This is a genomic window from Phytohabitans houttuyneae (assembly GCF_011764425.1).
In the GTDB taxonomy this organism is placed as follows: Bacteria; Actinomycetota; Actinomycetes; order Mycobacteriales; family Micromonosporaceae; genus Phytohabitans; species Phytohabitans houttuyneae.
This window is the reverse complement of the sequence record NZ_BLPF01000002.1, coordinates 928,829-951,479: the sequence shown is the minus strand read 5'-3', so window position 1 is coordinate 951,479 and position 22,651 is coordinate 928,829. Positions and strand designations below refer to the sequence as shown.

Annotated in this window: 17 protein-coding genes and 1 pseudogene; 9 read left to right on the top strand and 9 right to left on the bottom strand. The window is 71.6% G+C overall.

Annotation, left to right across the window (positions count from 1 at the left end; all coding sequences use genetic code 11):
• Window positions 1-5: 5 nt before the first annotated feature.
• From Phou_RS27730 to Phou_RS27710, 5 genes are read right to left on the bottom strand one after another with little or no spacing between them, the layout of a single operon-like run.
• The gene (locus Phou_RS27730) at window positions 6-1,988 is read right to left on the bottom strand and encodes an acetoacetate--CoA ligase (RefSeq protein WP_173060922.1); all 1,983 of its coding nucleotides are present in this window, start codon (window positions 1,986-1,988) and stop codon (window positions 6-8) included.
• Window positions 1,989-1,990: 2 nt separating this feature from the next.
• Window positions 1,991-3,196: a sugar ABC transporter permease gene (locus Phou_RS27725; protein ID WP_173060919.1), complete on the bottom strand. Its 1,206-nt coding sequence runs from the start codon at window positions 3,194-3,196 to the stop codon at window positions 1,991-1,993.
• On the bottom strand, window positions 3,193-3,972 hold the full coding sequence (locus Phou_RS27720; protein ID WP_173060917.1) for an ATP-binding cassette domain-containing protein: 780 nt from the start codon (window positions 3,970-3,972) through the stop codon (window positions 3,193-3,195). The genes Phou_RS27725 and Phou_RS27720 overlap by 4 nt, the downstream gene beginning before the upstream one ends.
• Before the next feature lie 58 nt (window positions 3,973-4,030).
• Entirely contained in the window at window positions 4,031-5,164 is a 1,134-nt protein-coding gene (locus Phou_RS27715; RefSeq protein WP_173060914.1) for a substrate-binding domain-containing protein, read from the bottom strand.
• Window positions 5,161-6,951: a flavin-containing monooxygenase gene (locus tag Phou_RS27710; protein WP_173060911.1), complete on the bottom strand. Its 1,791-nt coding sequence runs from the start codon at window positions 6,949-6,951 to the stop codon at window positions 5,161-5,163. The genes Phou_RS27715 and Phou_RS27710 overlap by 4 nt, the downstream gene beginning before the upstream one ends.
• Window positions 6,952-7,114: 163 nt before the next feature.
• On the opposite strand from Phou_RS27710, the gene Phou_RS27705 reads away from it, so the two are divergent.
• Window positions 7,115-8,314, top strand: coding sequence for an acyl-CoA dehydrogenase family protein (locus Phou_RS27705; RefSeq protein WP_173060908.1), 1,200 nt, complete (start codon window positions 7,115-7,117; stop codon window positions 8,312-8,314).
• Here Phou_RS27705 and Phou_RS27700 read toward each other — a convergent pair.
• From Phou_RS27700 to Phou_RS27685, 4 genes and pseudogenes are all read right to left on the bottom strand, one after another.
• Window positions 8,249-9,628: a P-loop NTPase fold protein gene (locus tag Phou_RS27700; RefSeq protein WP_173060906.1), complete on the bottom strand. Its 1,380-nt coding sequence runs from the start codon at window positions 9,626-9,628 to the stop codon at window positions 8,249-8,251. The two genes, Phou_RS27705 and Phou_RS27700, sit on opposite strands and share 66 nt — an antisense overlap.
• The gene (locus Phou_RS27695; protein ID WP_173060903.1) at window positions 9,559-11,103 is read right to left on the bottom strand and encodes a Clp protease N-terminal domain-containing protein; all 1,545 of its coding nucleotides are present in this window, start codon (window positions 11,101-11,103) and stop codon (window positions 9,559-9,561) included. Before Phou_RS27695 ends, Phou_RS27700 begins: the two co-directional genes overlap by 70 nt.
• The gene (locus Phou_RS27690; RefSeq protein ID WP_173060900.1) at window positions 10,998-11,597 is read right to left on the bottom strand and encodes a peptidoglycan-binding domain-containing protein; all 600 of its coding nucleotides are present in this window, start codon (window positions 11,595-11,597) and stop codon (window positions 10,998-11,000) included. Before Phou_RS27690 ends, Phou_RS27695 begins: the two co-directional genes overlap by 106 nt.
• A gap of 84 nt (window positions 11,598-11,681) precedes the next feature.
• Window positions 11,682-13,000: pseudogene (locus Phou_RS27685) on the bottom strand (PepSY-associated TM helix domain-containing protein).
• Window positions 13,001-13,328: 328 nt separating this feature from the next.
• Here Phou_RS27685 and Phou_RS27680 point away from each other — a divergent pair.
• The 8 genes from Phou_RS27680 (at window position 13,329) to Phou_RS27645 (ending at window position 22,627) form a co-directional block, all read left to right on the top strand.
• Entirely contained in the window at window positions 13,329-14,957 is a 1,629-nt protein-coding gene (locus Phou_RS27680; RefSeq protein WP_173060897.1) for an RICIN domain-containing protein, read from the top strand.
• Window positions 14,958-15,060: 103 nt separating this feature from the next.
• Window positions 15,061-15,630 (top strand): sigma-70 family RNA polymerase sigma factor, encoded by a 570-nt coding sequence (locus Phou_RS27675; protein ID WP_173060894.1) that lies wholly within the window; start codon window positions 15,061-15,063, stop codon window positions 15,628-15,630.
• Between the two features lie 219 nt (window positions 15,631-15,849).
• Entirely contained in the window at window positions 15,850-17,175 is a 1,326-nt protein-coding gene (locus Phou_RS27670) for a HEAT repeat domain-containing protein (RefSeq protein ID WP_173060891.1), read from the top strand.
• Between the two features lie 30 nt (window positions 17,176-17,205).
• Window positions 17,206-17,847, top strand: coding sequence for a DUF6073 family protein (locus Phou_RS27665; RefSeq protein WP_173060887.1), 642 nt, complete (start codon window positions 17,206-17,208; stop codon window positions 17,845-17,847).
• Window positions 17,848-18,101: 254 nt separating this feature from the next.
• Window positions 18,102-19,295, top strand: a complete 1,194-nt coding sequence (locus Phou_RS27660) for an ABC1 kinase family protein (RefSeq protein WP_218579220.1) — start codon at window positions 18,102-18,104, stop codon at window positions 19,293-19,295.
• Window positions 19,296-19,394: 99 nt separating this feature from the next.
• Window positions 19,395-20,948 (top strand): SDR family NAD(P)-dependent oxidoreductase, encoded by a 1,554-nt coding sequence (locus Phou_RS27655; protein ID WP_173060884.1) that lies wholly within the window; start codon window positions 19,395-19,397, stop codon window positions 20,946-20,948.
• Between the two features lie 12 nt (window positions 20,949-20,960).
• On the top strand, window positions 20,961-21,818 hold the full coding sequence (locus Phou_RS27650; RefSeq protein WP_173060881.1) for an SRPBCC domain-containing protein: 858 nt from the start codon (window positions 20,961-20,963) through the stop codon (window positions 21,816-21,818).
• Window positions 21,815-22,627 (top strand): helix-turn-helix domain-containing protein, encoded by an 813-nt coding sequence (locus Phou_RS27645; protein WP_173060878.1) that lies wholly within the window; start codon window positions 21,815-21,817, stop codon window positions 22,625-22,627. The genes Phou_RS27650 and Phou_RS27645 overlap by 4 nt, the downstream gene beginning before the upstream one ends.
• The last annotated feature ends 24 nt before the right edge of the window (window positions 22,628-22,651 follow it).

Sequence of the window (22,651 nt, the reverse complement as noted above, 5' to 3'; positions counted from 1 at the left end):
GGACCTCACGGCTCACGCCGCTTCGCGGCGCGCACCGAGGCGATGAGCGTGTCCAGGGCCGCCGGGTCGTCGACCGCGCTGCGGTCGATGACGCGTTCCGGGTCGGCACCCTGAAGGATTCGTTTGACCGGGACCTCCAGGCGCTTGCCGGTCTTGGTGTGCGGCAGTCCCGGCACGACGATCACGTCGTCGGGCACGTGTCGGGGCGAGGCCCGCTCGGCGATGCGGCGGCGGATGCGGCTGACGAGATCGGCCGGGGTGTGGTCGCCGTCGGGGACGACGAACAGCGGCATCCAATACCCTCCGTCCGCCTCCTCGACGCCGACCAGGAGGGCGTCGGCCACCTGCGGCAGGTCGCTGATCGCCGCGTAGATCTCCGCGGAGCCCAGCCGGACCCCGTGCCGGTTGATGGTCGCGTCCGAGCGACCGAGGATCACGACGGTGCCACGTTCCGTGATCGCGGTCAGGTCCCCGTGTCGCCACACGCCGGGAAACATATCGAAATAGGTGTCTCGTAGCTTGCGGCCGTCCGGGTCGTCCCAGAAGCGCAGCGGCATCGACGGCATCGGTTCGGTGATCACCATCTCCCCCGGCGTGCCGGCCGGGGCGGGCGCACCGTCACCGTTCCACACCTGGACCGCCGCGCCCAGTGCGGGGGCGCTGATCTCGCCGTCGTACACGGGGGTGGTCGGTGCGCTGGCGACGAAGATGCCGACGATGTCCGTCCCGCCGCTCATCGACCCAAGTTGGACCCGCGCGCTGACGTGTTCGCGGAACCACTCGTTGGCGGTGGCGGGCAGCACCGAACCGGTCACGCCGACCAGCCGCAGGGCCGCGAGGTCAAGGTCCTTGCCGGGCGTGAGGCCGGCCCGCTGGGAGGCTTCGAGGTAGCCGGGGCTGGTGCCGAACACGGTGACGCCGAGGTCGGCGACGAGGCGCCACAGCGCGTCGGGGGCGGGGTAGGTCGGCCGGCCGTCGTAGAGGACGGTTGTCGCGCCGTGCAGCAGCCCGCAGATCTGGGCGTTCCACATCATCCAGTTCGGCGTGGTGTACCAGAAGAAGACGTCACCGGCGTGCAGGTCCATGTGCAGGCCGGGTGAGACGAGCTGCTCCAGCAGCACTCCCCCGTGCCCGTGGACGATGCCCTTGGGCTTGCCCGTGGTACCGGAGGTGAACAGCACCCAGAGCGGGTGGTCGAAGTCGACGGCGACGCCACGCGGATCGGGCTCGGCGGCGAGCGCCTGCGCCCAGGTGCTGGTGTCGGCACCGGCCGCGGGGTGGGCCAGCCCCGCGGTCGGGACGGTGATCGTGTGCCGCAGCCCGGGAAGCAGCTCGCGCAGCTGCTGCGCGTCGCCGCGGCGGTCGTGCACCTTCCCGCCGAACCGGTAGCCGGAGCCGGCGATCAGCACGCGCGGCGACAGCTGCCCCATCCGGTCGGCCGCCGCGGGTGCCGCGTAGTCCAGGCCGGTCTGCGCCCACACCGCGCCGACCATGGCGGTGGCCACGAACGCGACCACGCCTTCGACGCAGTTCGGTAGGTAGGCGGCGACCCGGTCTCCGGGCCGGACGCCGAGGGCGCGCAGGTGTCCGGCGACGGCGGCGGCCTGCTCGCGCAGCGCGGCAAACGTGATCGACGATCGTTCGCCGGTCTCCGCGACGAGGATCACCGCGTCCTGGTCGTCCTGGCCGGCGCGCAGCATGTGCTGGCCGAAGTTGAGGGTGCCGCCGGGAAACCACACGGCGCCGGGCATCCGGCGTTCGGCGAGGGCGGTGTGCGGACGGCTCTGCCAGTCCACGCCGAAGAAGTCGGCGACCGCGGCCCAGAACGGCCCGGGCGAGGCGACCGACCACGCGTGCAGTGCGCGGTAGTCGGTCACGTCGTCGAGCTGCGCGCGGCCGTGCTCCACGAGCCACCGCGCAAACCGCACGATCCGGGTCTGCTGGACCCGCGCGGGGTCCGGCACCCAGCTCGGTGCATACGAGGTCATGGTCAACGCCGCCCCGGCAGCAGGGATCCGCGGGTGAGGACCACGTCGACGGCAACCGCGACGATGAGTACCGAGCCGGTCGCGAAGTACTGCACCTCCGTCGACAGTCCGAGCAGCTGCACGCCGTTGCTGATCGAGCCGATCACCAGCGCGCCGAGAACCGCCGACCAGATCGATCCGCGCCCGCCGAACAGGCTGGTACCGCCGACGACCGCGGCCGCGATGGCGTTGAGCATCAGCGGGCCGGAGCCTGAGGTGACCGAGACACCGAGCTGGCGGGACGCGTCGACCATCCCCGCGATGGCCGCGCAGGCGCCCAGGACGAGGAACGAGTAGAGCACCATCCGCCGCACCGGAATCCCCGCGCGCTGGGCCGCCTCGCGGTCGCCGCCCACGGCGTACAGGTGGATGCCGTAGCGGGTCTGTGTGGTGAAGTACCAGGCGATCAGCAACATGACCGCGACGATCAGCACGGGCATCGGCAGCCCGCGCTGGCGGGTCAGCGTGAACACCCCGCCGAAGAGCACGGCGGCGACGAGCGCGGTGGGTACGAAGACCGTGGCCAGCGAGGCTAGTGAGCCGGTGGACAGCCGCTCGCGGTACTGGAACAGCCGGTACGCCGCGAACGCCACGGTGGCCGCCGCGGCCAGCGCGTAGCTCGTCCCGGCCGGGATCGCGGTGCTCGCGATCTTGGCGAACGGGGTGCCGGCCACGCTGATCGTGAACTCGGGCGGGAGCACCACGAGGATCAGGCCCTGCAGGATCACCATGCCGCCGAGCGTCACGATCAGCGACGGCACGCCGAACATGATCACTTGGGCCTCGACGAACGTGATGGCCATGCCCGCGCCGATCGCCGCCGCGATGCCGACCGGCAGGGGCAGGCCGCTGTTGACGGTCAGCCCCGCGGCCACCGCCGCGCACACCCCGGACAGCACCGCCGAGGACAGGTCGATCTCGCCGACCAGCAGGACGAAGACCACGCCCAGGGCGAGGATCGCGGTGGTCACGATCTGCAGCGTGAGGTTGGTGAGGTTCTGGAAGCTGAGGTACGCCGAGCTCTGGCTGTAGAAGGCGACCCAGATGATCGCCAGCACGACCAGCACCGGGATGCTGCGGTGCCCGCGCGCGGCCGCCTCGATCGCCCGGCTGACCCGGGTGCGGCTGGCCGCCGGCGCACCGACCGCGGGTGATGTCGAGATGCTCAAGACCGTCCGTCCTCATCATCGCTGGGCTCGTGCGCGCCGGTCATCGCGCTGACCAGGTCTGACGGCGTGTACCCGCCGCGGTGGAACTCGGCGACCTTCGCGCCGAGCCGCAGGACCACGATGCGGTCGGCGACCTGCCGCACGTCCTTCATGTCGTGTGAGACCACCACGACGCCGCGCCCCTGGTCGCGCAGGCGGCGGATCAGGTCCAGCACCTCGGCGCGCTGGGACACCCCGAGCGCCGCGGTCGGCTCGTCGAGGATCACCACCGCCGGGTCGCTGATCAGCGCGCGGCAGATCGCGATGCCTTGACGCTGACCGCCGGACAGGGCCACGACCGGGGTGCTGAGCGAGCGGAGCTTGACCGACAGCGACTGCAGCACCTTCTGGGCCTGCTCCTCCATGACGTGGCGGCGGATCCGCCGGCCGGACCAGGCCGAGCCGTGCCGCTCCTGCCCGAGGAACAGGTTCTGTACGGCGTCGAGGTTGTCGCACAGCGACAGGTCCTGGAACACCGTGCGGATCCCCGCCTCGGCCGCGGCCCGCGGCGACTCGAGGCGCGTGCTCTGCCCGCGCACCCGGATCTCCCCCGTCTCCGGAGACTCCACACCGGACACGATTTTGACCAATGTGGACTTGCCGGCGCCGTTGTCGCCGATGAGGGCGACGACCTCACCCGGGTGCACCGACATGTCGACCTCGTGCAGTGCCCGTACGCCGCCGAAGTGCTTGGTGACCTTGGTGAGCTCGAGTAGGGGCCCGGAAGTTTGCGTCATGGTTGTCCTCCGCGCGGGCGGTCGGCGGCCACCGACCGCCCGCTGCCGATGGGTCGGGCTACTTGTTCCTCGTCTTGCAGGTCTCGGTCTCCGCGGCCGGGCCGGTGCAGATCTGCGCCCAGGTGAACATGCCGAGGTCGACCGCCTTCTGCACCGCGTCGCCGGGGTCCTTGCCCTCTTCGAGGTGGATGAGCGTGGCGTCGAGCTTGGCCGTGGGCACCTGCATCGCGCCGTTGTCGATGGTGTCCTTGACGAGGTCGGCGGGCGGCTGCTGGCCGGCCACCGCGGCGAGCGCGATCTTCGCCGCCGCCTCCGCCTCGACGGAGAACGCCTTGAGCACGTTGTCCTGCTGGTCGCCGGTGAGCATGTACTGCAGGCCGGTCAGCTCGGGGTTCTGGCCGCCGTACACCGGAGTGTCGAGGTTTTTGCCCTTGAGCGCCGCGATGATGCCCGCCGTGATGCCGTCGTAGAAGCCGAGGAACGCGCCGACGCCGTTCTGCGTCTTGGTGAGGCACTGCTCGGTGGCCTTGGTGGCGTTGTCCGGTGCCCAGTCCTTGATGTAGTCCTCGCAGACCACCTGGATGTCACCGCTCTGGATCAGCGGGTCGAGGATCTTGTTCTGCCCGGCCAGCATCTGGGTGGTGTAGACGTCGCCCTTGTTGCCGTACTGGCGGGCGACCTTGACCGGCTTGGCGCCCAGCGCGCCGCTGGTGACCTGCTCGGCGAAGTAGGTGGCCTGCTGCGCGCCGACCTTCTCCGGGTCGAAGATGACCTGCGCGTACAGGGTGCCCTTGACGGGCGGGTTCTCGTACCCGATGACCGGCACCTTGGCCTGCTCGGCGGCCTGCAGCAGGCCCGCGCTGGTGTTCGGGTCGGCCGCGACGACGACAAGCGCCTTGGCACCGGCGGCAATCGCGGCGTTGGCCTGGGCGAGCTGCTGGCTGGAGTCGCCGCCGGCGTTGACGAACTTGACCTCGACGCTGGGGTCCAGCGCCTTGATCGCCTTCTCGAACGCCGGGCCGTCCTGCTGGATGTACCGGGTGGGTGTGGTGTTGGGCGCCATGAAGTAGACGAGCTTCGAGCCGCCGCCGCTGTCGCCGGTGCCGGAGTCGTCGCCGCCACAGGCCGCGGCGGAAAGGAGGCCGGCGCACGCCACGGTGGCGATTGCCGCTCTGGACAAATGACGTTTCACTGGGTAACTCCCCTGCTTAACCGGAGTCCCGCGTGCTTCGCGGTGATCTGTAGAGCCAGGTGCTTGGCGTAGATGCGGACCCAGGCGAGCGGGCCGCCCATGTACCAGAACGCCGGGTGACCCGTGCGCCGGTAGAGTCCGCCGAGCTCGCCGTCCTCGCCGACACCGAGGACGAGCGGGAGCCGGTCGGCGACCTCGTCGCCGAAGAGCCGGCGAGCCGTCTCGCGCATGTTCCTGTATCCGGTCGCGAGCACGACGAGGTCGGCCTCCAGGTGCCGGCCGTCCTCCAGCGCGATGCCGTCGGGGGTGAACCGCGCAAGCCCGGATCCCTGGGCGAGCTTGACCTTCCCGTCGGCGATGAGCCGCGAACAGCCCACGTCGATGTAGTAGCCGCCGCCGTACGCGAGCGCGTAGCCCATCAGCCCGGTGCCGTCGGGCCCGTCGTTGCGCTTGAAGCCGACCGCGTCGAGCGCCGCCAGCAGCTCCGCGTCCTTCTTGGCGGTGTCCTTCACGCCTTCCTTGGCCATCTCCAGCACCAGCGGCCACGGCGTGCCGCTGGCCAGCAGGTCCGCGTACTTGGTCGGCGGCCCGCCCTCGACGAAGTTGCTGCCGAAGATCGCCGGGATGCCGTGTTCCTGGCTGATGATGTGCGTGGACGAGCGCTGGACGAGCGTGACGTCCGCGCCGGCTTCGTAGAGGTCCTGTGCGATGTCGTGGCCGCTGTTGCACGCGCCGACGACGACGGCCTTCTTGCCGGCCCAGCTGGTGGCGGAGCTGTGCTTGCTGGAGTGGTAGCTGATGCCGGTGAACAGCTCGCGCCCCGGCACGTCCGGAACGTTCGGCTCGCCGGCCGCGCCGGTGGCGAGGATGACCTCGCGCGGGTGCAGCTCGCGCTCGCCGTCCGGCGTGCGGACCCGCAGCGTCCACCGCTGGCTGGACTCGTCGTAGTGGCTGGCGGTCAGCTCGGCCGACGTCCAGACGTTCAGCTCCATCGCCGCGGCGTACGACTCGAACCAGTCGGCGATCTTGTCTTTGGGGCAGTAGACCGGCCACGACTCGGGGTACGGCATGTAGGGAAGGGCGTCGGCCCACACCGGGTCGTGCAGGACGAGGGAGTGGTAGCGCTTGCGCCACCCGTCGCCGACCCGCTCGCTCTTTTCCAGGATCAGGGTGTCCACGCCCATGAGGCCGAGGTTCGCGGCGACCGACAGGCCGCCCTGGCCGGCGCCGATGACGACGACGTCCGGGTCGGTACCGGCGTAGCGCACCTTCTCCTCGCGCTCGTCCCGCCAGTTGCGGCCGCTGTTGCCGGCCGGGTTGTGCCGCGGACCTCGGGAACGGTGCGGGCCGATCGCCCGCTCGTGGCCGCGCAGGTCGTCGAGCTCGGTCATCACCGTCCAGGCCACCCAGGCGCCGTTCTCCCGGATCAGCCGGACGGCGCCGCGCCCGAACCCGAGGGGGGTCTCGAACGTGATGAAGCCTTCGACGATCTCGTTGTCGCCGCCCTGGTAGCGGGGGCCGAACTCGGTGACCATACGGATATTTACGAAGGAACCGGGCGCGAGGTGCTCACCCAGCATGGCGGTGACCGCGTCCCGGCCGCGGTAGGTGCCCAGGTCCCAGGTGAGCGCGAGCAGGTCCCGCCACCAGCACTCGTTCGCCAGCAGTTCGACCGTCTTCGCCGCGTCACCGGCCTCGAGTGCCGGCGCGAGCCTGTCCAGCCAGGCGGCGAACGTGGCCTCAGCGGTGGCCTCGGCGGCGATGGGCTGGTGTGTCTCTGTCGCCATTGACGCGCCCTTCCGTCCGTATGATCCTGATACCGTCCGAGCGCTCGCTCGGTAGCCAAGAGTGTGGACCTTGAACTGGGTGACGAGCAACACTCCCGCGAAACTTTCTCGCAACGAGATCGTCACGGCTCACCCGCGCCGGTCCGCCGACAGCGAGGTGCCCATGACCAGCCAAATCGACGACCTTGCCGCCCGTACGCGCGCCTTCATCGACGCCCATGTGATCCCGGTCGAGGACGAGTTCGACGGTGACGTCGCCGCCGCCGGCGGTGAGCGGCTCCGCATCGACCTTCAGCGCAAGGCCCGCGCGGAGGGCGTCTTCGCCCCGCACGCGCCCCGGGAGTACGGCGGGCACGGCCTGGCCATGCGCGAACGCGCCGCGGTCTTCGAGGCCGCCGGGCGTTCCCTGTTCGGCCCGATGGCGCTCAACCTCAACGCCCCCGACGAGGGCAACCTCCACCTGCTCGACCAGGTCGCGTCCGGCGCGCAGCGGGAGCGGTACCTCGCCCCGCTGGCCCGTGGCGAACAGCGCTCGGCCTTCGCGATGACCGAGCCGCCGCCCGGCGCCGGATCAGACCCGAACGCGCTGCGGACGCTGGCCCGGCGGGACGGCGACGGCTGGCTGGTCAACGGCCGGAAGAAGTTCATCACCGGCGCCGACGGTGCCGGGTTCCTCATCGTCATGGCGCGGACCAGCGGCGAGCCGGACTCCCCCGGCGGCGCCACGATGTTTCTCGTGCCGGCCGGCCACCCCGGGATCCGCGTGCTGCGCCACGTGAACACGATGGACAAGTCGATGCTCGGCGGCCACTGCGAGATCGAGCTGGCCGACGTGCGCGTCGGCCCCGAGGACGTGCTCGGCGCGGTCGACGAGGGCTTCCACTACGCGCAGGTGCGGCTCGGCCCGGCCCGGCTCACCCACGTGATGCGGTGGCTCGGCGCGGCGCAGCGGGCCCACGAGACGGCCGTCAGGTACGTCAGCGAGCGCTCCGGCTTCGGCCGCCCGCTGGCCCAGCACGGGATGGTGGAGCACATGATCGCCGACAACGAGATCGACCTCGCCGCCACGCGTTCGCTGCTGCTGACCGCGTGCGAGGCCCTCGACGCCGGGCGCGCCGGCCGCGAGGAGACCTCGCTGGCCAAGGTCTTCGGCGCCGAGGCACTGCACCGCGTCGCCGACCGCGCGGTACAGCTGTGCGGCGGCGCCGGCGTCTCGGCCGACCTGCCGACCGCGCGGATCGCCCGCGAGATCAGGCCCTTCCGCATCTACGACGGCCCCTCCGAGGTACACCGCATGTCACTGGCCCGACGCGCCGTCCGCCGGTACGGCGTACCTGGTGAACGGGCGCAGCGAGAACCGTGACACGCGCGGCACCCAGCGCCGGTACGGTGCGGCCCGGTGCAGGGTGAGGTGACCGCGGACGGCGGCGAGCTGCTCGGGAAGGCCCGGCGTCGCGGCGAGGACCTCCCAGATGTCTGAGTCGTCGGGCGCGTCGAGCACCGCCTCGAAGGTGCGCTCGACGTCCGGGCCGCGCCCCACGAGGATGCCCAGCAGCACGACGGCCGCCTGGTACTCCCCTCCACCTTCCGGCGCGAAGTCGTAGCGCTCCTCCTCCGGCACGGACACGCGCAGCATCCGGTAGATGTTCACCAGCCGCTTGGCCGCGCGGGGCGTGGGCACGAGCGCGTCGAGCTCGTGCAGCAGCCGGCGTTCCGCATCGGAGATCACCAGCGCTTCCGGTGGTGGTGGCGGCGCCGCCGGTACCCGTGCGGTCGGCCCTGCCGGCGCTGGCGCGGCGCCGCCCGTCGCCGCCTGGTCGGCCACCGCCTCGGCCCCTGTCCCCGCGTCCGGTGCGCCGCCCGGCGTGGCGGCCGGCCCACTGTCCACAGTCGACTTCAGGTCGCCGGCGCTCTTCGGCGAGCGGGTGTGCTGGTCGACCAGGTCCCGGAAACCGGTTCTGGTCATCGGGCGCAGCGCGTACGGGATCTGGAAGATCTTCTCCAGGTAGCTGTCCGGCTCTTCGAGCAGGTCGTGGTAGTGCTCCTTCAGCGACTGCTTGAGCCACCGGCTGTCCACCCCGACGACGACCACGAAGAGTTCGAACGCGAGCAGCAGGTGCACGGCCTGGAGCACGTCCACCACCTTGGCGTGCGGGCAGCGGTCCAGGTCGTCGATGAACAGCACGATCCGATCCACGTCGGCCACCTGCGGGAGCAGCGCGACGAGCCGCTCGAAGTCGCGGCGGACGATCGAGATCACGCCCAGCTGACCCCGGTAGTCGGAGCTGGAGGCCCGTCCCCGCAGGAAGGTACGCAGCTGCAGGTCGTCGTCGCGCAGCTGGGCCAGCTGCTCCTCGCGTTCGGCGACCTCCCGCTCAGCCGCTTCCTCGGAGGCGCGGGCCCGCACCAGCTTCTCGGCCAGCGGCCGCTCCCTGGCCTCCCGCGCCTCCCGGACCAGGGACAGCACGCGCAGCGCGCCGTCCAGCGCCGGTGTGAACGCGGCCGCGACCGCGGCGGCGATCGCCAGGCCCTTGGCCAGCGGCGACACGTTGGTGACCGCCGCCATCACCACGGCGGCGCCGACCAGGGTGGCCAGCGTGACGAGCGTCAGCCGCAGCCGCCGGTGCAGCACCTCCTGCCGGAACAGGCGCCAGACGGTCCGGGCCCGCGCTCCCACCCCTCGACCGCTCCCAGCACGGCGACGAGGCGCTGGGTGGCCACGTCGGTCTGCGCCGGCGCCCGGGTCGCCGTGCGCAGCTTCTTGAGCAGGTCCGGGTCGTCGCGCACCGCCTCGATCGCGACCGACGCCGCGGTGAGCACGGCCCGCCGCGACCCGCCCGCGCCGGCCGCCAGGTCGCGCTCGAGCCGTTCCCGCTCCGAGCGGGCCACGCCGGCCTTCTTGCGCGCCTCCCCCAGCTCGTCGAGCTTGACCTGGGCCTCGTTCGGCGCGTCGGCGCGGGCCAGCCCGTCGAACAGCGTGTCGGCAAGGCTCGCCCACAGGTTCGCGTCGGTGTAGTGCCACGCGTTGAACCGGATGTGGCGCACCGTCCGGCAGTAGGGCGCGGCCTCCGGGTGCTCGCCCTTGGCCAGGTCGGCCAGCTCCTGCATGCGTTCCTGCAGCTGGGCCATGAAGAAGCTCTTGCCGCTGCCCCAGTCGCCGAACAGCCCGACCGCCAGGGGCAGCGGGGTCTCCCGCGCCAGCAGCACCGACGCCAGCGCCTCCACCTCGGCGGTGATGCCCAGCCGGTCCGCGGCACGCACCTGGCCGTCACCGGGCACCGGCACCGTGTCGGCAGCGGTGCCGGCGAGCTGGGCGGCCCGCACCGTCGACGCGTCCGGCACCTTCCACGCCTCGACATCGTCGGCGTGCACGCCGCGCTTGGCCAGCGCCTCCACGATGGTGCAGCCCGGCACCGACAGCGCGCCGTGCACCACGTGCCGGCTGTTCACCACCGACGAGCCGATCGCGTTGGCGAGGTTGATGCCGTGGTCCAGTGCTTGGCGGGCGTGCCCGGACAGCGGCGGCATCGCATCCAGCGGCGCAGCGTCCAGCGGCGGGGGCGGTAGGGGCTTGGCACCCTCCGCGATGGCCGCCTTGAGGCCGGCCGCGCCCACGCCGGCCCGGTCGAGCAGTGTGGAAAGCGGACCGGCGTCCTGCTGGCCCAGTGCGGCGAGCAGGTGCTCGATGTGCACCATGGAACGTCCGGCCGCCTTCCGCTGCGCCTCCGCCCGCGCGAGCGCGGCCCGCAACGCCGACGACAGCCGCCGCCAGTCGTCGGTGCCGGCGTCGGCGCCCACGGCCCGCCCGCGCTCGGACAGCGATCGCGCCCGAGGCGTCAGCAACGAGTCCAACGGCTCGGCGAGCTCGGCACCGACGGCGTCGAGGTAGCCGTCCCCGGACAGCTGAGCGGCCAGGCGGGTGTCCAGGAGGGCGAGGCCGATGACGACGAGCCGGCCGTGCAGCCTCGGCGCCGCCGCGGTGTCGAACAGGCTGCGCACCTGGGCCAGCCAGTCGACGGCGCCGAGGCGTACCTCACTCGGCTCGGTCACCAGGTTCGGCCGCTGGCGGCCGCGACCGTACTCCGGATGCCGGCCGAGGACGCGCCGGACAACCTCGGACGCCGCCAGCGCCGGCGGGGCGGAGCGCAGCACGCCGGCCACCGTGTCGGACAGCCGCAGCTCGCCGGCGAACAGCGCCCGGCTGGTGACGGGCCGAGCAAGCCGTCCACCGTGAGGCCGTGGATGTGCTGGAACGCGCGGACCGCGGCGGCGGTGTCCGGGCCGTAGACCCCGTCGGTGCGGCCGGGGTCGAAGCCCGCCATCCGCAGCCGCTCCTGCGCCTGCCGCACGTCCGCGCCCTCGATCGGACCGACCAGCGTCTTGCGTAGCCGCGATCCCCGCGTCGCGCTGCCCGTCTCGGTGCTCAGGCGCTGCCACGTGGCCGGACCGACAAGGCCGTCCACCCTCAGGCGGCGAGCGGTCTGGTACCGCCGGACCGCGGCCGCCGTGTCGGGGCCGTAGACACCGTCGATCTCACCCGGGTCGTGGCCGAGGGCCTGCAGCGTCCGCTGCACGGCCTGGACCTCGGGTCCGCTCGACGCGCCGTGCAGCAGCCGACCCTGCGCCTCGACACCGCTGTCCGCCATCTCGGCCTCCCTCACCACCACCGCACAGCTTCCCGCCCGTCCGGGATGGACGAGGACAAGAACCCGACAGTCGCGGGAGGATCTTCAGTCCGGTGCGGTGACCGCCCGGCGGGCGCGCCCGCGGCGTACACCGCCGAGGATCAGGTCCAGCACCAGGAAAGCGGCGAGCGTGAGGCCGAGCAGCGGCAGCGCCCAGCCGACCGCGACGGCCACGAGCAGCAGCACCGCCACCGCGGCCGGGTGCGCCTCGCGCCAGGCGCCGCGGGCCGGCGGCGCACCGAGCGGCGCGGCACGGTCGGTGCGGGTGGGGCGGCGCTGCCACCACATCCGGTACCCCCAGACGATGACGCAGAGCAGGCCGGTGGCGAGAGCGACGAGCAGGACCTGGTTGACGATCCCGAACAGGAACCCCATGTGGAACGCGACGCCCAGCTTGGACAGCTGTGCCAGCAACGGCCAATCGGCGAACTCGCTCTTGGCCACCACCGTGCCGGTGGCGGGGTCGACGGCGACGCGGTCCCAACCGTACGGCCAGGCCGGGTCGTCCTGGTTCACCGTCCACGCGGTACCGGCCTCGGAGGGCGGGGTGACCTCCACTTTTCCGCCGACGCCCGCCGCACGCGCGACCAGCGTCACCCGGTCCACATCGGACACGTTGTAGACACCGTTGCCGCTCGTAACACCGCCCTCGTGATGGCCACCGCCCTCGGTGCTGGCGCCGCCCGTGCTCGCGCCGGCCAGCGCGGTGTCCAGCGTGGGGCTGTGCGCGTTGAACCCGTCCTGCAGGATGTCGAAGTTGCCGCCCGCGTACCGCGACCAGGTCAGCCCGGTGGCGGAAAGGGCGAGCAGGCCGACGGCGAGCCACACACCGGTGGCGGCGTGCCAGCCGCGCGTGCGGCGCACACCCACCTTCGCCGCGAGGTCGGGCAGCACCGTGCGGCGCAGTTTGCGCCGTCCGGTCCACTGTCGACGCAGCCACAGGAACAGTCCACCCAGGACGACGAGCCACAGCCAGCTCGCCGCGAGCTCGGAGTAGTGCCGGCCGACGTCGCCGAGCTGCAGGTTGCGATGCAGGTCGTCCAGCCACGTCTGCAGCGGCGTCTCCCCGTACCAGGTGGTGAGGGTGCCGCGCACCTCGTTGGTGTACGGGTCGACGTAGACGGTGTGCTGCTTCTCCCCAGGTCGGGCATGTCGAAGACGACCCTGGTGGTGTCCGTCGCCTCGACCGGCGGGATCACCGCGGCGAAGGTGCCGTCCGGGTGCGCGGTCCGTGCGGCGGCCACCTGCTCACCGAGCGGGCGGGCCGGCTGGGCGCCGATGTCTACGCGGAGCTCGTGGGCGTAGACGAGGCGGTCCAGCTGGGGGGTGAACACGAACGCCAGGCCGGTGAGCGCGGCGACCACCAGGAAGGGTGCGACGAGGATGCCGGCGTAGAAGTGCAGGCGCAGCACCAGCGGCCCGATCGACCGCGGCCTCGCCTGCGGTCTGGCGCGCGGCGGACCGGCGAGCGTGGGCAGCGTCTCCGGGCTCGTGGTGGTCGACAAGGAGTCCTCCAAAGTAGGTGGTCAGGCGGTCCGGACGGTGCCCGGAGAGGTAGTCGGAAGCGGAGGCGGTCTGGTTCCCGGAGGGATGACCCGCGTCAGTGCGAAGTCACCGAAACGCAGGAGGGCCGTCCTACGGTGCGTTCGCCTGAGTGCTCCTGCCTTGCAACCGACACACGGGGAGAACTGAATGCGGAACAACAGTCCGCGCCGCCTGTTGGCGGCGCTGGTGACGGCTGCCGCCAGCCTGGCAGCGGTCGTGTCCACAGTGGGTGGTGTCGGGTCACCGGCCACCGCCGCACCGGGCGGAAAGGCCGGCGCACCGCCCGTGACGTGCGTCGACGACGGCACCAGCGGGCACCGGATCCAGTGGCTGTACACCTACGAGCCGGGCACCAGCCGGTTTGCCGAGCGGGAGGCGGACATCCGGGCCGCGGCGTGGGTGGTCGAGCAGAACGTGAACGACAGCGCGCGTCGCGACGGCGCCGAGCGGCGGCTGCGCTACCACACCACGAAGACCCGGTACGGGGACTGCCACATCACCATCCAGCAGGTGCAGGTCCCGACCGGCCAGACCAACGTCGGCGTGTGGAAGGAGACGCTCCGCTCGCTCGGGTACGCCAGCGGCAACCGCATCTACATGGTGGTGTCGGAGAACTTCCGCGGCTGTGCCGGCGTGGACAACGACAGCGTGGGCAACGACAGCAGGCCGAGCACCGACAACCTGTACAACCAGCGGGCGATCTGGGCGACGTTCGAGCCGGCCTGCCTCAACGGGCACACCGTGACCCACGAGTTCGCCCATGCGCTCGGCGGCGTGCTGCCGGGTGCGCCGAACTTCGTCCAGGGCGGGCACTGCAGCGACGCGAACGAGACGCTGTGCCAGGTCGACACCCCGACCGCCTGCCCCGACCCGCTGGCCGTGCGGCTGCTGGACTGCAACCGGGACGACTACTTCGCGGTCAACCCGCAGGGCCCGTACCTGCCGACCCACTTCAACGCCGCCCTGCACAGCCTGTACCTGCAGCCCGGCGCCTCCGTGCCGCCGATGACCACGATCCCGCCGCTGGCACCGCAGAACCTGCGCGCCACCGACGTGGAGGGCACCTCGGTCGCGCTGTCCTTCCTGCCGAGCATCGCGCCTCGGGGTGGCGGCTTCACCGAGGACTTCCAGCTGCTCAGTGACGGTGTGGTGATCGCGACGGTCCCGGCCTGGCGGCCCGCGGTCCGGGTGACCGGGCTGATCCCGGGCAGCACGGCCACGTACACCGTCCGGCACCGCGTGACGGTCGGCGGGGCCGTCCGCACCTCGGCGCAGTCGCCTCCGCTGACCGTCACCACGGGCAGCGGGACCGCACCGGCCGGCGCGGTCGAGTCGGGCGCGGTGTTGATGTTCACCAGCGACCTGGTGGACGGCAACGGCGCCAACATGGCCATGGACCTGTACGACTTCCGCGAGAACGACGGCGCCAGCCTCGTCAACTGGCCCGGCACCGGAAAGCTCAACGAGCAGTGGCGGGTGGACACGACCGTCAGCGGCGCCTACCTGTTGACCAGCCGGCACAGCCTCAAGTGCGTCGCCGTCGAGGGTGGGGCCGCGGTGGCGGGCGCGCTCGTGGTGCAGCAGACCTGCACCGGCACGCAGTCCCAGCAGTGGACGTTCGCGGTCCAGTCCGGCGTGACGTACCAGGTCCGGCCGGCCGGCTCCGCCAGCCTGTGCGTGGGCTCCGACGCGACCTACGCCGGCGCCCCGCTGAAGCTGCTCAACTGCTCGACCGCCGAGCCGTCGCAGCGCTGGACCGCCAACCGGATCGCCTGACCACCCGCACCGGTATCGGCGTGCCGCGGCCGGCGTTTTCGCCGGCCGCGGCACGCTGCCGTGGTCCATAGATAGCTGTATATTCTCGGTGGGAGGACCGGACGTGGGCCAGGAGCGCGCGACGACCCGCCTGGCGCTGGCCGCCGGGCGAGGCGATCACGCCGCTGCCGCCGCGTTCGTCCGCGACACCCAGCAGCAGATCTGGCGGTTCGTCGCCCACCTCGCCGGTCGTCGCGAAGCCGACGACCTGACGCAGGAGACGTACGCGCGGGCGCTGCGCAGCCTGCCCCGGTTCGCCGGCCGCTCCTCCGCGACCACCTGGCTCTACGCCATCGCCCGCCGCGTCGTCCTCGACCACCACCGCGCGGCGGCCACCCGCGCCCAGCCCGCGAGCTTGGAAGACTGGCAGGTCACCGCAGACTCCCGCGGCAGCGACCGCCACGCCGTGGAGGACCGGGTGGTGCTGCGCCGGCTGCTGGACGATCTGCCACCCGAGCGGCGCGAGGCGTTCGTCGCCACCCAGATCGTCGGCCTGTCCTACGCCGAGGCCGCGCAGGTCTGCGACTGTCCCACCGGCACCATCCGCTCCCGCGTCGCCCGCGCCCGCGACGACCTTGTCGCCGCCATGACGGCCGCCGAGCAGACGAGCGCGCCCCGGCACCGTCCCGCGTGACGTATTTGACCTTGTAGCCGGCGCTTTCGAGATCCATCACGAGGTTGCGTGCCGCCTGGCCGCGGATCCGGCGGATGGCGTATTCGATCACCGTCCGGCGATTCACGCGGCGGCGCTACCGAGTGATGGCTTGACAATCCACAAGAAGTAATCCCCGCCAGACTCCCATAGTTTCATCACGTTGGTTATCGGAACCCAAACGGGAAAGGATATCCCGCGATGGCAATCGATCTATGCAACAAGTCACCGGCAGCACTTGCCCGGACTGATCCTGGTGCGTGGGAAGAGGCAGTACCGTCCGAGGCGGCACCCGTCCTGGTCGACGACCTGAACGTCGATCAGCGCGACGCCCTGAACTTCGCCTACCGGACCACTCTGTCCTCTGTGGACCCACGGTTCGTGGCGGGAGACCCGGCGGCATGGGCCAGTGACTTCGGGTACGCGCTCAACCGCGCGGCGATCCGGCTCGACAACCGGACCAACCAGGAGCTGCGCGAGCAGGCGCTGTCGCACCCGGACGCCGCCATGCGCGAGCAGGCGCTGTTCGAGTACGCAGACCGGGACTTGCCCGACGCGATCGAGCTGCTGGAGCAGGCCGTCCTGCACGACGCCAACCGCGAGCTGCGGTGGGACGCGCTGTGGGCGATCGAAAAGCTCGGTGGCCCCCACGCGTTGGCGACGCTCACCCGGTTCAGCAAGGATGCCGACCCGGAGATCGCCGAGTGGTCCACGCTGTTCCGCAGCGAGCTGCAGACCGGCGACCCGGCATTCGACGGACGCTCCGGCAAGTTCACGCCGGGCCGGACCTTCGACGAGACGATCTACCTTCTGATCCACTGCGACCTGTACGTCCGCCTGGACGACTCCAACCAGCACTGGGGCAAGATCTCGCTGGCGCCGCAGGGCCTCGCGCGCATCTACGGCCAGGCGCACGCGTGCCCGAACGTCGAGACGCGGGAGAAGCAACTGGTCATCGCGAAGACCATCTCGGGCCTGCACGCCGACGGTTCGCCCCACTGCGACAACTACCTGTTCCGCGGCTTCACCGACCGGACCCGTCGCGACCGCGGCAACTTCTTCTTCGAGTCCCTCGTGCCCCGGACGTTCTTCAAGTCCGGCCACGCCGACGACCCGAGCGAGGGCACCCGCCAGGCCTCGATCGGCTTCGCCCGCTACGGCACCTGGCACCTGGAGCCGAAGTTCCAGATCCGCGAAGAGGCGGCCATCCGCTACGTGCGCGGCCGCTTCCAGGGCTGGGGCTACGTCAACCTCGCCCGGATCGCCGGCAAGACCATGGACGAGGTTCTGCTGCCGGGCAACGGCGTGCTGTCCACTCTGCACGACCCCGAGATCGGCCACATGACCAACGCGTTCATCCTCGGCACGTTCAAGGGCAAGCTCAACGACTGGGACAACGACGGCGCCATCGACCTCAACTCCCGGGACGTCTACTCGACCGTTGACGGCGAGATCGACATGGACCAGGACGGCGTGGCCGACCGCACTGGCCTGACCTGCTGCGACCACACCACCCTGATGGCCTGACCGCTTTGCGGCGACTCGGAAAGGACTGCCATGACCACCAGTACGCAGCCGTCTGTCGTCTACGGACGGCCGGTCAACACCGACGGCGTGCCCAACCTTTACGAGGGCACGACCGTGGTGCCCTGGACCCCGCCGGAGCCCGGCATCGACAACCTCGGTATCAGCTCAGTGGACACCTTCGCCGTTCCCGGCGTGGGCGAATACACCGTTGAGTTCGACGGGTACGTCCGGGTCGTCCGCTCGGAGCCGACGTCCTCGGAGTGGGCGTCCGCCGAGGTCTACACGAACCTCATCGAGATGAAGATGACCGGTGAGTGCGAGGAGCTCGGCAAGATCACGGTCACGCTGAACCCCGACTGCCTGTCGACCGGCCAGATCCGTACGCCGTTCGACCCGTACGCGGGCGAGGGCCCCTCGGCCAAGGCCTGCCGGATGGCGGTCGGCGCGATCTTCGACATGCCCAAGCTGGGCCTGAAGCTGATCAACCGTGAGCCGATCATCCTCACGATCGACGACGTCCGCCAGATTCCTCCGGCGGGCTCACCCGGCAAGGGCCAGATCTACCGGATGCTGCCGCTGCACGACATGAAAAACCCCAAGGGCGAGCCGGTGGCGTACGTCACCAGCCTGCGGTTCCGGATGGGCGGATACCTGCCGCAGGAAGCCTTCTGACATCGCAGTCGACCGGCTGGCGGGCTAGGTGCCGAAAGAGCCCTGGCCCGCCAGCCCAGCTTGCGTTTGCGGCTCGCCGATCCGGAGGTGCTCATGCCCGGAGAGACCATCCGACCCGACGGCGGTCAGACCGGCCGCGCCGACCTGGAGGCGCGGCCGTCGCGGCTCGCGATGGCTGTCCGAGCGGGGACCATCGCGTTGAGCTGTGCGGTGTTCCTGCTCCCTCGGCGGTCGCTGCGACGGTGCTGCGGATCGTGCGAGGCCGCACGGCCGCGGCCGGCTTCTTCTACCGCCGGCTCGTCCGTCAGGTCGAGCGCCTGGGTCCCGCGTTCGTCAAGTTCGGCCAGATCATCGGCACCAGGCGGGACATCCTGCCGCCGCTGCTGTGTGACGAGCTCGGCCAGTTGCACGACCGCGTCCGGCCGATGACGCGACGCCAGGCGAGCGCGGCGCTGGCTGACGTGTACGGTCCGGAGCTGCACCGGATCTTCGCCGAGGTCGAACCCGAGCCGGTCGCCAGCGGCAGTGTCGCCGGGGTGTACCGGGCCACGCTCACCGACGGGCGGCTGGTCGCCGTCAAGCTGCGAAGACCCGACATCCGCCGCCGCATGACGCTGGACCTGGCGATCCTGCACGGCCTTGGCAAGTTCGCCGAGCGGCTCCCGCCTGCGCGTGGCGTACCGGTCGGCGAACTCACCGGCTTCATCTGCACGGCGATCCTCGGCCAGCTCGACTTCGCCGCCGAGCGGGACAACCTGGCGACGCTGGTCCGCAACTTCGACGACGCCGAGTACGTCTGGGTGCCGGAGCCGGTGACCGAGCTGTGCCGGCCGCAGTGCCTCGTCATGGAGTACATCCCGGACCTGGCCGCGGCGCCGGTGTCGACGATTTCCGCGGCCCGCCGTCCACAGTTGGCACTGCGCATGCTCAGCGCGGTCTATCAGATGCTGTTCCTCGACGGCTTCGTCCACTGCGACCTCCACCCCGGAAACGTCTATCTCCGCGGTCCCCGGGTGGTGATTCTCGATGCCGGGTTCAGTGTGCGGTTGAACCCGACGGTTCGCCGCCAGTTCGCGGAGTTCTTCCTCGGGCTCGCCTTGGGACGTGGCCCGCGCTGTGGCGAGGTGGTGGTGGAGAGCGCCGTGCGGCTCGCCCCGGACGCCGACGTGGCCGGTTTCGTCGCGAGTGTGGCGGAGCTCGTGCACCGAAACTCCGGCGTGCCGGCCAAGGACTTCGAGCTCATGCGGTTCGGCACGGACCTGTTCACACTCCAGCGCGACTACGGCCTGTACGCCGCTTCGGAGTTCGTGTTCCCGCTGATGTCACTGCTCGTGATCGAACACACCGTCCGCGAGCTGGACCCGGAGGTGGACTTCCAGGCCGCCGCCCGTCCCATGCTCCTCAAAGCCGCCGCGGCCACTGCGCACCTTTCCCGGCCATCCGCATAGGTACGGCTCCGCCATCCGCGCAAAGACCCTCGCCGATTCCTTTGCCGGGCCAACCCACTAGGTATACCTTTTTGAAGTAACGGAGCGTGAGGGGGACTGATGGCATCTACCCGCATCACGTTGCGCGCGCTCGTTCCCGTGCGGGTCCCGGTGCGGGTGTCGTCGCGGCCGGTCCGCTGGCGGGTCGTCGGCTCCGACGACCACCCGTTCGTCCGGCACCTGCGCGCCGCGTCGCCGGGCGTCGACGGTCCGACCGTGGACGTGGTGGCCCTGGGCACCTCCTTGTCGGACGAGGCGCTTCCCACGCTGCTGGCCGCGATGTCGGCCGGCCCCGGCGCGCGCCATGTCGTTCTGGTGCACAGTGGCGCGGGCGGCGGCACCCTGCTGCGTGGCCTCGCGGCCGAGCAGTCAAAGACGGTGGCGACCGTCATCGAACTCGCCGACCCGACACCGGCCGCGTTGGCCACGGCCACCGGACTGCTCGGTGCGCCGCCGTACGCGGTCGACGACCTCGCCGTGCACGGCGACGGCACGGTCACCACCGATGGGTGGCGGCCGATCCCGCTGCCGGCCGGCGCGCCGGACCTCGCCGGCCAGGCCGTCGTCGTGACCGGCGGGCTGGGCGGGCTCGGCATCCGCGTGGCGGTCGCGCTCGCCGCGGCCGGAGCGGTGCCGGTCGTCGTCGACGTCCGCGCGGAGGCGGAGGCGCCGATCGACACGCAGCGGTACGTGTCCATGCTGCGGCGGCTGGCGCCGGAGGCGCAGGTCGTGCAGGTCGACCTCACCGACCGCGAGGCGGCCCGGCGGTGCCTCGCCGGGCTGGCGCCACGCGCCCTCGTGCACTGCGCGGGGCGTGTCGTCGGCGGGACGGGCCGGAAGCTCACCGTCGAGGAGATAAGCGCCATGGGCGCGGCCAAGGTGGGCACGCTCCAGTCCGTACTGTCCGCTGTGGACCATCGCCACCTGCGGGCAGTGCTCGCGTTCGGCTCGGTCACCGCCCGCGGCGCCCACCCCGGCCTGTACGGCTACGCACTGGCCAACGAGTCGCTGCGCCGTGAGATGGGAAGGCTTGCCGCCGCCCACCCCGCCGTGCGTTGGTGCACCGCGGAGTGGTCGCTGTGGTCGGGCGCCGGGATCGCCCGCGGCGTGCGCGCCGCGGCACGCCTCATGGGCATGGTGCCCATCCCTGTCACGACCGGCGTCGCCGCCACGGTAGAGTTGCTCGGCGCGCTGACCGCCGCGAAGACCAACGGCGGGGCGCCCGTGCCTGGCTCGCTTGTGATCGCCGCCGAGGTGCGCGGCGCCGAAGGCCGCTGGTCCGGACGGCCCGAAGGGATACCCGGGATCGACACCGCATACGTCGTACAACCCGGCGCCAACTTCGACCAGGCGCGGCTGGACAAGCTGGCACGCATCGTCGCGGCCGCGGCCGTGCCAGACGCCGCCCTCGACCGCCTGACCGCCGCCCGCGAGGCCAGGCCTGCGGGGACCGCGAGCCCGGCCGGCGCGCCGCTGCTGCTGCGCGCGGCGGTGGCCGGTGACCGGGTCGACTGCGTGGTCCTGTCCGGCGTTTCCCCGGGACCTCTGCCCGCCGCGGAACCGATCCTTCGTTACCAATACCAGATCCGGCGTACTCGACCGGTCTTTGAATAAGGAGTTCCTGCCATGTCCGGTGACTATGTGGCGCTGCCGAGCGACTGGGTGCGTGTGAGCTGCACTGTGCCGCTTCCGCCCCGGGAGGTATGGTCCGCGCTCACCGAGCCCGACCGCGTCGCGCAGTGGCTCGGCAGCCTGAACGCACGGATGACGCCCGGACACAATGTGGTGCTCGACTTCGGCGATGGTGATTTCTTCGACGTGGTGGTTCATGACGTGCGGGCCGAGGACCGCATCGCGTTCGAGTGGCGGTTTCTCGGCGTGGGACCGGCCTCCGAGGTCCGCTGGTCGCTGTCCACAGAGGACGGACACAGCACGGTGACGGTCGACGACAGCTGTCCCGGACGGCCGCCGTCGGAGACGGCCCAGCTGCGGGCGGGTTGGCTGGACTTCCTGAACCGGCTCGCCACCCACCTGACGACCGGCGAGTCCGCGCGGTACCGCTGGCGCGAGGTCATCGACGGCGGCGCCGACCTGCCGGCCGGGACCTGGCGGCCGTTGCGGGACGGCTCGATCACCGACTGGCTGCCGGTGGCTGCCGAGAGCGGAAAGCCGCGCTGGTTCTTCGTGGTCGACTCTGACGGTCCCCGCCGGTTCGCCATCCGTGACTGGAAGCTGATCCCGGACAAGTCCCTCACCTTCGCCGTGGCCGTGCCACAGGCCACCGCCGTGACCAGGTGCGAGGTGCTGGCCACCGAGACCGAACAGGGAAGCCGGCTCGCCATCAGCCACACCGGCTGGTCCGAGCTGGGTCTGGGCGACCTTCAGGCACGCGGGCTACGGCACCGCTTCGCGGCGGCCTGGACCGCCGCGCTCGCCCTCGCCGAGGATCACGCCCATCGGACGGCGCGATCGGGTCCGCGATGAGCTCCCAGGCGCTCGGCCGGCGGCACTCGCCAGCGGCCGTCGAACAGCACAGGGACGCCATCGCGCACGTCGTGACCGTGATGCGCCAGCGGCTCACCGAGCCGCTCACGCTCAAAGAGCTGGCCCAGGTGGCGTACATGAGCCCGTTCCACTTCAGCCGGGTCTTCCGGCTCGTCACGGGCACGCCACCCGGCCGGTTCCTGGCCGCGCTGCGGATGGCCGAGGCCAAGCGGCTGATCGTGTCCAGCCCGATCAGCGTCACCGACATCTGCACCAGCGTGGGCTACAGCAGCCTCGGCACCTTCACCACCCAGTTCGCGCAGCAGGTCGGCGTCGGGCCGCGGGAGCTTCGCCGGCTCGGCGGCCAGCTCGGCGAGCAGGCGGTGACCGATCTGCTCACCCGCATGCCGCATGTGTCCTCCCGGAACGGCGGGTCCGTGGTGGGCACCGTGCACCTTCCGTGGCGACCGGATCTCGTGGTCATGATCGGGCTGTTCCCCGGCCCGCTCGCCATCGGCCCGCCTATCGCCTGCACCGGCGCGGACGGTTCGGGGGACTTCCGCATCGACGTGGTGCCGGACGGGACGTACCACCTGTTGGCCGCCGGCCACCCCACCACCACGACCGTCGTCGAGGTGCTCGCCGGCGACCTCGACGGGCAGCAGTGGGTGGGCGCCGCGGACACGGCCGTCGCCGTCCGCGCGGGTCGGACCGCCGGCCCCGTACACGTGACGTTGGCGACCAGCACCGGCACCGAACCGCCGATCGTGGCGGGGCTGCCGCTGTTCGGCCCGAGGCTCGCCGCCTGACACCGCGGTACCGTGCGCCCCGCC

Coding starts and splice junctions, on each gene's coding strand:
- Phou_RS27730 (WP_173060922.1), bottom strand. CDS start 1,988: ATGACCTCGTATGCACCGAGCTGGGTGCCGGACCCCGCGCGGGTCCAG.
- Phou_RS27720 (WP_173060917.1), bottom strand. CDS start 3,972: ATGACGCAAACTTCCGGGCCCCTACTCGAGCTCACCAAGGTCACCAAG.
- Phou_RS27710 (WP_173060911.1), bottom strand. CDS start 6,951: ATGGCGACAGAGACACACCAGCCCATCGCCGCCGAGGCCACCGCTGAG.
- Phou_RS27705 (WP_173060908.1), top strand. CDS start 7,115: ATGACCAGCCAAATCGACGACCTTGCCGCCCGTACGCGCGCCTTCATC.
- Phou_RS27690 (WP_173060900.1), bottom strand. CDS start 11,597: ATGGCGGACAGCGGTGTCGAGGCGCAGGGTCGGCTGCTGCACGGCGCG.
- Phou_RS27680 (WP_173060897.1), top strand. CDS start 13,329: ATGCGGAACAACAGTCCGCGCCGCCTGTTGGCGGCGCTGGTGACGGCT.
- Phou_RS27670 (WP_173060891.1), top strand. CDS start 15,850: ATGGCAATCGATCTATGCAACAAGTCACCGGCAGCACTTGCCCGGACT.
- Phou_RS27665 (WP_173060887.1), top strand. CDS start 17,206: ATGACCACCAGTACGCAGCCGTCTGTCGTCTACGGACGGCCGGTCAAC.
- Phou_RS27655 (WP_173060884.1), top strand. CDS start 19,395: ATGGCATCTACCCGCATCACGTTGCGCGCGCTCGTTCCCGTGCGGGTC.
- Phou_RS27650 (WP_173060881.1), top strand. CDS start 20,961: ATGTCCGGTGACTATGTGGCGCTGCCGAGCGACTGGGTGCGTGTGAGC.
- Phou_RS27645 (WP_173060878.1), top strand. CDS start 21,815: ATGAGCTCCCAGGCGCTCGGCCGGCGGCACTCGCCAGCGGCCGTCGAA.